Source organism: Marilutibacter maris (assembly GCF_006546735.2).
In the GTDB taxonomy this organism is placed as follows: Bacteria; Pseudomonadota; Gammaproteobacteria; order Xanthomonadales; family Xanthomonadaceae; genus Marilutibacter; species Marilutibacter maris.
Map to the genome: position 1 here is coordinate 1 of NZ_VICD02000035.1, position 6,577 is coordinate 6,577.

Below are 6,577 nucleotides of genomic sequence, written 5' to 3' on the forward strand. Positions count from 1 at the left end.
CCCGGCCCGGAACGTTGGCGGCGGTCGCGGCCCCCATCGCCGACGGCGCGCTGGTCCCGAAGCCGGCGCGGCTGCAACCGGCGCAGGGCGTGTTCCAGCTTTCCGCCGCGACCCCGCTACTGGCGGCCGATGGCGACGCCGAGACGGTGGCACGGCAGTTCGCGGATTTCCTCCAGGCCAGCGGCGGACCGGCGCTGGACAGCGCGGTCGGTGGGCCGGCGGACGGTGCGATCCACTTCCGCATCGACCCGGACTTCGACGCCGCCTCGGCGGAGGCCTACACCCTCGATGTGGGGCCCGACGGGGTGCGGGTGGTCGCCGGCGATTCCGCCGGCCTGTTCTACGGCGCGGTCACCCTGTGGCAGCTGGCGACGGCCCGGGTCGGGGACGCCGGAACCGGCACGGACATCGCGATCGCGGCGATGCGCATCGAGGACGCGCCGCGCTTTGGCTGGCGCGGCTTCATGCTCGACTCGGCGCGGCACTTCCAGAGCGTGGAGGAGATCAAGAAGCTGCTCGACGCGATGGCCCTGCACAAGCTCAACGTCTTCCATTGGCACCTGACCGACGACCAGGGCTGGCGGATCGAGATCAAGCGCTACCCGAAGCTGACCGAAGTGGGCGCCTGCCGCGTCCCGGCCGGCGACGGCGGCGTCGATCCGGCCACCGGCGCCGCGCTTCGCTACTGCGGTTTCTACACCCAGGAACAGATCCGCGAGGTCGTCGCCTACGCCGCCGAGCGCCACATCACGGTGATGCCGGAGCTGGACATCCCCGGCCACGCCACCGCCGCGATCGCCGCCTATCCCGAGCTGGGCACGACCGCCCGCCCGCTGCGACCGGTCGGCGAGTGGGGGGTGTTCGAGAACCTGTTCAACACCGAGGAGGCCACCATGGTCTTCCTCGAGAACGTGCTGACCGAGATGGTCGAGCTGTTCCCCGGTCCCTACGTGCACATCGGCGGCGACGAGGCGGTCAAGGACCAGTGGCAGGCCTCGGCGCGGGTGCAGGCGCACATGCGCGAGCTCGGCGTCGCCGACGAGATGGCGATGCAGGGGCTGATGGTCGAGCGGCTGGAGAAGTTCCTCGCCGGCCACGACAAGCGCCTGATCGGGTGGGACGAGATCCTCGAAGCGGAGCTGCCGCAAACCGCGACGGTGATGTCCTGGCGCGGCATCGACGGCGGCATCGAGGCCGCCCGCAAGGGGCACGATGTGGTGATGTCGCCGTCCTCGGACCTGTACCTGGACTACCTGCAGACCGATTCGCCGGACGAGCCGCCGGGCCGGCCGGCGACGATCACCGTCGACGAGGTGTACGCGTTCGAGCCGGTGCCCGAGGCGCTGGAGGCCGGACAGCGCGGCCACATCCTCGGCCTGCAGGCGAACATGTGGACCGAGCACACCCGCTTCGACGCGCGCCTGGAGCACAACCTGTTCCCGCGCCTGGCCGCGGTCGCCGAGACCGGCTGGACCCCGGCCGCGGACAAGGACTGGGACGACTTCCGTCGCCGCCTGCCGGTGCAGCTGCAGCGCTATCGCCGCCTCGGCATCGCCTATGCGCGGACGCCGTTCCAGGTGCTGGCCACCGCCGAGGACGCGCGTGCCGCCGGCACCGTGACCATCGAGCTGGCCAACCCGCTGGACTACGAGATCCGCTACAGCACCGACGGCAGCGTGCCGGACGCGGATTCGCCGCGGTACCGCGAGCCGCTGCGGCAGCCGTTGCCGGCGAGCGTGGTCGCGGCCGCGTTCGCCGACGGCCGCGCGCTGGCCGAGCCGCAGACCTTCGCCTTCGACGCCGCCTCGCTGCTGAGCCGGACCGATGAGCAGTTGGCGACCTGTCCCGACCTGGGCAGCCTGCTGCTGCGGCTGGAGGACGACGGTCCGGTCGAGGGCGAGCGCGCGATCTTCAACGTCACCATCTTCTACCCGTGCTGGCAGTGGAACCGCGCCGACCTCGACGGCATCGCTGCGTTGAAGGTACGGCTGGGGCGGATTCCGTACTACTTCCAGCTCGCCCACGACGAACCCAGGCGCCGCTTCGAACCCGCGCGCAGCGCCCACGGTGAGCTGTTGGTGCACGGCGGCGGCTGCGACGGCGCGTTGCTGGCGAGCGTGCCGATGCCGGCCGAACCGGACACCGACGGTTTCCTCGAGCTGGAGGCGCCGCTGGCGGCGAACGGCCGCCAGGATCTGTGCATCCGGGTCAGCGGCGATACCCGGCCGACGATGTGGGTGCTCGACCGGGTCGAGCTGGTGGCGCAGGAACCGCCAGGCGACAGGCGATGAGCCGGCGGCGATGTGAACGACGGGAGCAGGGAAACCGGTCGTGGGCGAAACGCGCCGCGCATCACGACAGGCCTGTGACATGCGTTACCATCGCGGCCTGCTTCAGGGGGATACGCGGATGACGCCTCGAAACTTGCTGCTCGCGGCCCTGCTGGCCGTGCCCGGTGCCGCCATCGCGCAGGCCATGCCGCCGCCGGCGGAGTTCTACTTCGATACCGACAGCCACGCGACCCGGCCGATCCTGGTGCTCGAAGAGACCGGCGAGCCGGCGATGCAGAAGCTGCTGGCGATCATCGAGCGCGATCCGCGCGCCCGCGCCGAGGCCGCCCAGCTCGCCCACATGGCGATGCAGGCCGGCCGCGCCGAGATCGGCCGCAATCTGTACCAGCGCGCACTGGACGGTCTGAGCCAGAACAACGTGCTGTGGCGGCCGGTGATGTGGAACTACGGCTGGGACCTGTACCGCGCCGGCGACGCCCAGGGCGCGCTGACCCAGTGGCATGCGCTGCTGACCTCGCGCGGCCTTACCGCGACCTGGATGCCGCAGACCCTGGCGCTGGCGCTGTGGTCGGTCGACCGCAAGGACGAGGCGGTCAAGTGGTACGCCGCCGCGGTGCGCAGCGAGCCCGACCAGTGGCGCACCAGCTCGCGCTACGCCCAGCTGCTGCCGGACTGGCGCGAGTCCGAGCGCGCGACCCTGGATGAAGTGCGCGCCGCCTGGGCCGAGAATCCGCCCAGCTGGCCGTAGTCCGCGGGTCCGGACCCATCCGACAGGACCGCCGGCCGGCGGTCCTGTCGTTTCCGCGACGGTCATTGCCGCCATCGCGCGTCACCGGGCCGGGCGGCCCGGTATCGCGTCGGGGGCATCGCGTTAGGATGGGGATTCCGTCCCTGCCGCCCGCTGCCGCCATGCGACGTCCGACCGCCTTGCCCCGCCTCGCCCTGACCGCGCTCGTGCTGGCGCTGCCGTTGACCGCGACATTCGCGGCGGTCGCCGCCGACCGCATCACCGGCGCGACCTTCGCCACCCGCAGCGAGGTCTATGCTCCGCACGCGATGGCCGCCACCTCGCACCCGCTGGCGACCCAGATCGCGCTGGATGTGATGAAGGACGGCGGCAGCGCGGTCGATGCCGCGATCGCCGCCAATGCCGCGCTCGGGCTGATGGAGCCGACCGGCAACGGTGTCGGCGGCGACCTGTTCGCGATCGTCTGGGACCCGAAGAGCAGGAAGCTCCACGGCTACAACGGCTCCGGCCGCTCGCCGAGATCGCTGACCCTGGCCGAGTTCCAGCGCCGCGGGCTGAGCGCGGTGCCGCCGCACGGTCCGTTGCCGGTCAGCGTGCCCGGCGCGGTCGACGGCTGGTTCGCCCTGCACGAGCGCTTCGGCCGTCGCCCGATCGCCGACGACCTGGCGCCGGCGATCCGCTACGCCCGCGAAGGGCACCCTGTGCACGAGACCATCGCCTACTACTGGGACCGCAGCGTGCCGGTACTGTCGAAGTGGCCGGGCTTCGCCGAGCAGTTCACCGTCGACGACGGCGCCGGCGGCCGGCGTGCGCCGCGCACCGGCGAGATGTGGCGCAACCCCAATCTGGCCGACACCTTGCAGAAGATCGCCGACGGCGGCCGCGACGCGTTCTACAAGGGCGCGATCGCGCGCAGCATCGATGCCTATTTCAAGGCCAATGGCGGCTATCTGTCCTACGACGATCTGGCCGCGCACCACGGCGAGTGGGTCGAGCCGGTCGGCACCAACTACCGCGGCTACGACGTCTGGGAGCTGCCGCCGAACGGGCAGGGCATCGCCGCGCTGCAGATCCTCAACATCCTCGAAGGCTACGATCTGAAGGGCTACGGCTTCGGCAGCCCCGAGCACGTGCACCTGTTCACCGAGGCCAAGAAGCTGGCCTTCGCCGACCGCGCCGCCTCCTATGCCGATCCGGACTACTACCGGACCCCGGTCGAGCGGCTGGTCTCCAAGGGCTACGCCGCCGAGCGCCGCAAGCTGATCTCGATGGAGCGGGCGATGAAGGCCGCCGAACCGGGGGTGATCCCGCAGCTCGACGAGGGCGACACCATCTACATGACCGTCGCCGACCCGGACGGGATGATGGTCTCGCTGATCCAGTCCAACTACCGCGGCATGGGCAGCGGCATGGCGCCGCCGGGGCTGGGCTTCATCCTGCAGGACCGCGGCGAGCAGTTCGTGCTGAAGGAAGGCCACCCCAACAGCTACGCACCGGGCAAGCGCCCGTTCCACACCATCATCCCGGCCTTCGTCACCCGCGACGGCAAGCCCTGGCTGTCGTTCGGGGTGATGGGCGGCGGCATGCAGCCGCAGGGCCATGCGCAGATCCTGATCAACCTGATCGACTTCGGCATGAACCTGCAGGAGGCCGGCGACGCGCCGCGCATCCAGCACGACGGTTCGACCGAGCCGGCCGGGCAGAACGTGGCGATGAGCGATGGCGGCGAACTCGACCTGGAGACCGGCTACCCGTATGCGACCGTGCGCGAGCTGATGCGCCGCGGCCACAGCGTGCGCTTCGCGCACGGACCCTACGGCGGCTACCAGGCGATCATGGTCAATCCCGAGGGCGGCTATATCGGCGCCAGCGAATCGCGCAAGGACGGCCAGGCGGCCGGCTACTGAATCCAGCGGTCCCGGCGCCGATGTTCCCAGCATGATCAACGAAGCCCTCGACATCCCCCACTGGCGCGACGCGCTGCGCCGCGACGGACGGGTCCAGATCGCCGATTTCCTGCAGCCGGACGCGGCGGCACGGCTGCGCCAGTGCCTGCGGCAGGAGGTGCCGTGGACACTCGCGCTGAAGGACGCCGGCGCGGCCCGCACCCTCGACGCCGCCGCCTACGCGGCGATGGACGACGACGCGCGCCGGCGCCTGTATGCCGCGACCGCGGCGTCGGCGCTCGGACAGCCAGGCAATGCCGCGTTCCGCTTCGCCTACGACAGCTACATGATGGTCAGCGCCTATCGCGAAGGACGCGACCCCGACCTGCTGCTGCACCGGGTGCTGGAGCTGTTCAACTCGCCGCCCTACATCGCCTTCGCGCGCGCGCTCAGCGGCGATGCGCGGGTGCGCCGGGTCGACGCCCAGGCCACCCGCTACCGGCCCGGCCAGTTCCTGCGCTACCACACCGACATCGACAGCCACGAAGGCCGGATGTACGCCTACGTGCTGAACCTGACCGCGCACTGGCAGGCGGACTGGGGCGGCCTGCTGCAGTTCGTCGGCGAGGACGGCGGCGTCGAGGCCAGCTTCCTGCCGCGCTACAACAGCCTGTCGCTGTTCGCGGTGCCGGCCGGCCATGCGGTCAGCCTGGTCGCACCGTATGCCGGCGAGGACCGGCTGGCGATCACCGGCTGGTGGCTGTCGTGAGCGTTCCCGCCTCGCCGGCGCTCGCGGCCCTGCTGGGGCAGGCCTGGTCCGCGCTCCAGCAGGGCCGGTGGCCGCAGGCGCTCGATGCCGCGCGCCGGGCGACGGAGCTGGAGCCGGGAAGTTTCGACGGCTGGCGCATGCGCGGTATCGCCGCCCTGCAGTCGGGCCAGCTCGACGAGGCCAGGGCGGCCCTGCAGCACGCCCATGCGTTGCGCCCGGACGACGCCGGGACGGTGATGGACCTGGGCAGCGTCCTGCTCGACAGCGAGGAGGTCGATACCGCCCTGCCGCTGCTGCGCCGCGCCACCGAATTGCTTGCCGACGACCCCAGGTCGTGGTTCCGCCTCGGCGCGGCCGCGTATCGCGCCGGCCGCTTCGACGAGGCGGTGCGCGGGTTCGAGGGCGCGACCCGGCGGCGTCCCGACTGGCTGGCGGCCTGGAACAATCTGGCCGCGACCCGTGGCCGTCTGGGCGAGTACGAAGCGGCCGTCGCCGCCGCGCGCAACGCGCTGGCGATCGATCCGCAGGCCGCCGAGGGCCACTACGCGCTGGCGGCGCTGCTGAGCAACTTCTTCGACCGGCCGTCGTTGCAGCAGGGGCTGCAGGCCGCCGAACAGGCGCTGCGGCTCGCGCCGGCCTCGGCCGACGCCCACCGCATCGCCGCAATCCTGCTGCGCAAACTCGACGAACCGGTCCGCGCCGAACGGCATGCGCGCGAGGCGGTACGGCTGGCGCCGGCCGACGCCGCCAATGTCGACATCCTCGGCGAGCAGCTGCTGACCAATGCCCGGCCGGCGGACGCGGTCGCCACCTACGAGGCCGCGTTCGACCGCGGCGTCGACGGCACCGCGCTGCGGCGCCAGCACGGCATCGCCCTGCTGCA

5 protein-coding genes are annotated in these 6,577 nt (G+C 71.8%); all 5 read left to right on the top strand.

Annotation, left to right across the window (positions count from 1 at the left end; genetic code table 11):
• Window positions 1–14: 14 nt before the first annotated feature.
• On the top strand, window positions 15–2,291 hold the full coding sequence (locus FKV24_RS03055; RefSeq protein ID WP_249040893.1) for a beta-N-acetylhexosaminidase: 2,277 nt from the start codon (window positions 15–17) through the stop codon (window positions 2,289–2,291).
• 118 nt (window positions 2,292–2,409) lie between these two features.
• A complete protein-coding gene (locus tag FKV24_RS03060; RefSeq protein WP_223250202.1) occupies window positions 2,410–3,039 on the top strand; it encodes a tetratricopeptide repeat protein in 630 nt (209 codons plus the stop codon).
• 161 nt (window positions 3,040–3,200) lie between these two features.
• Window positions 3,201–4,946 (top strand): gamma-glutamyltransferase, encoded by a 1,746-nt coding sequence (gene ggt, locus FKV24_RS03065; RefSeq protein ID WP_141481177.1) that lies wholly within the window; start codon window positions 3,201–3,203, stop codon window positions 4,944–4,946.
• A 31-nt stretch (window positions 4,947–4,977) separates the two neighbouring features.
• Window positions 4,978–5,694, top strand: a complete 717-nt coding sequence (locus FKV24_RS03070; RefSeq protein WP_141481179.1) for a 2OG-Fe(II) oxygenase — start codon at window positions 4,978–4,980, stop codon at window positions 5,692–5,694.
• The coding region (locus FKV24_RS03075; protein ID WP_170288193.1) for a tetratricopeptide repeat protein at window positions 5,691–6,577 on the top strand (887 nt) is incomplete at its 3' end. The genes FKV24_RS03070 and FKV24_RS03075, both read left to right, overlap by 4 nt.

Coding starts and splice junctions, on each gene's coding strand:
- ggt (WP_141481177.1), top strand. CDS start 3,201: ATGCGACGTCCGACCGCCTTGCCCCGCCTCGCCCTGACCGCGCTCGTG.
- FKV24_RS03060 (WP_223250202.1), top strand. CDS start 2,410: ATGACGCCTCGAAACTTGCTGCTCGCGGCCCTGCTGGCCGTGCCCGGT.
- FKV24_RS03070 (WP_141481179.1), top strand. CDS start 4,978: ATGATCAACGAAGCCCTCGACATCCCCCACTGGCGCGACGCGCTGCGC.